This window comes from Candidatus Propionivibrio aalborgensis (assembly GCF_900089945.1).
Lineage (GTDB): Bacteria > Pseudomonadota > Gammaproteobacteria > Burkholderiales > Rhodocyclaceae > Propionivibrio > Propionivibrio aalborgensis.
In genome coordinates this window covers 1-2,045 of the sequence record NZ_FLQY01000209.1, presented here as the reverse complement: position 1 = coordinate 2,045, position 2,045 = coordinate 1, and the positions used below count along the sequence as shown (strand labels likewise).

General features: G+C 53.9%; 2 protein-coding genes. One reads left to right on the top strand and one right to left on the bottom strand.

The window, feature by feature from the left end; translation table 11 throughout:
* Positions 1–243: 243 nt before the first annotated feature.
* The gene (locus tag PROAA_RS10560) at positions 244–975 is read left to right on the top strand and encodes a hypothetical protein (protein ID WP_186411305.1); all 732 of its coding nucleotides are present in this window, start codon (positions 244–246) and stop codon (positions 973–975) included.
* On the opposite strand, the gene PROAA_RS10555 is transcribed toward PROAA_RS10560, so the two are convergent.
* The gene (locus PROAA_RS10555) at positions 966–1,946 is read right to left on the bottom strand and encodes an IS30 family transposase (protein ID WP_186411304.1); all 981 of its coding nucleotides are present in this window, start codon (positions 1,944–1,946) and stop codon (positions 966–968) included. The genes PROAA_RS10560 and PROAA_RS10555 overlap by 10 nt on opposite strands.
* Positions 1,947–2,045: the final 99 nt, after the last annotated feature.

Below are 2,045 nucleotides of genomic sequence, written 5' to 3'. Positions count from 1 at the left end.
ATGTACTTCGATTCCATTACCCATGATCAGCTTGCCTTCGCCATGCATCGCCTCAATCACCGTCCCAGAAAATGCCTCGGCTTCAAAACACCTCACGAGGTCTTCATGAAGCAGCTACACTCGCGTCATAACGCTGTTGCACTTCAGACTTGAATCCGCCGACCTGTTCTTCAACTGCCAAAGGCATTTATACCAGCGTCCTTCCGCGTCGCATTAGCGGGCTCATTTTCCGAAGGGGGATACATGATTGAGAAAATGTGGGAGCTTCTAACGACTTTTACGGAAGAAGCGCAGCAGGCAGCACTTTCGAAGTGCAAGGAACTTTCTCTTGACCAGAATCGAGGCGTTGTATCCCTTGATGAGTCCTATGTCAACCTCAGTTCGGCTTGCAACATCCTCAAAGACGCCATTGAGACTGAGAAGCTGATTCAGCTTCCGATAACCATCCAAAAGGAGTTGGCTGCTTCGCTGGACGCGATTTCCAAACACCAGACTGGTTTGATAGGAGGGTCAGACGAGGTAGTGAATCTCACGACTTCGGTTGAAAAGCTTAGCACTCTCATCTGGCAATACGGTTTGCACAATCTTTCGGGCGAGGTGCTTGGCTATCAGGCAAAACTGAATCAGTTGAAGGTGATGGAACTCGCAGCCACAGAGACCACGAGAGTCCTTGAACAAGGCATCCAGGTAAAGGACCAACTAAAAGAGATTTTGGGTGAAGCTACCAAGCAGAGCGAAACACTTCAAATGCACGTCGCTGGTGCAAACACATCGTTGACTGCGACGAATGCAGCTCTTGAACAAACCATAGCGACAAGCCAGAAGGCAACCGAGTCCTTAACCACAGTTCAACAGGCTGAAACTAAATCCACTGAACTACTTGCCACGTCGACAAAAAGCAATGCCGACATTTTGGCCTTTGAAACTCAGATCAACGAGCTTGTGTCGGGATTCACTAGGCGGATTCAAGTCTGAAGTGCAACAGCGTTATGACGCGAGTGTAGCTGCTTCATGAAGACCTCGTGAGGTGTTTTGAAGCCGAGGCATTTTCTGGGACGGTGATTGAGGCGATGCATGGCGAAGGCAAGCTGATCATGGGTAATGGAATCGAAGTACATCTTCTTCGGGAAGAACTGGCGAATCAGGCCGTTCATATTCTCGTTCGCGCCGCGCTCCCAGGAAGCATAGGGATGAGCGAAGAAGAAGTCTGTGTCGAGTTCTGTGGCGATACGCTCATGCTGGGCAAACTCCTTGCCGTTGTCAGTCGTCAGCGTGTGAACACGGGCAGCAAAAGGCGTCAGCAAGGAGATCATGGCGTCCGAAACAGCTTTCGCGGTCTTGAACGGCACATGCGCGATCAGGGCGTAGCGGGACGTGCGCTCGTTAATCGTGACCAGTGCCTGCTTTTGTCCAGCGCCGATGACCAAGTCCGCCTCCCAGTCGCCAAAGCGGCCACGCTCGGCCACGATGGCCGGGCGCAAATCGATGGAGACCTGGTTGGGGATGGTGCCGCGTCGCTCACGGCCGCCATAACGCTTTCGCCGGGCCTTCTGGCAGCGCAAGGTGCGGTGCAACGTGCCACCGGCTCGCTTGTCGGCGTAGATGCGCTGGTAGATGCTTTCGTGGCTGACGGTGGTCTGCCCACTGACTTTGAGGTAGCCGGAGACTTGCTCCGGACTCCACGTCTCGCCAAGTTTGGCGTCAACCACGGCCCATGTTTCGGCCGTAACGCGAGGGCCGTTCTCACAGGCCCGCATGCGGGCCTGTGAGAACTCATGTGCTTGCTTGGGACGGTAGCCACGCGCTCCGCGATTACGCTTCATCTCCCGACCAATGCTCGATTTGTGGCGGTTCATTATTCTGGCAATGTCGCTTTGGCCATGCCCGGCTTTGGCAAGGATGGCAATCTGGTACCGTTCGTCTTGGGTGAGGTGTGTGTATTTCATTCCAGGCAACTTTGACTTGGTGGTCGAGGGGCTCGGATGCTAACGCACCTCGCCCACCCACCCCGTTAATCAGAGTTGCACTTCGAATTTGAACTCGCG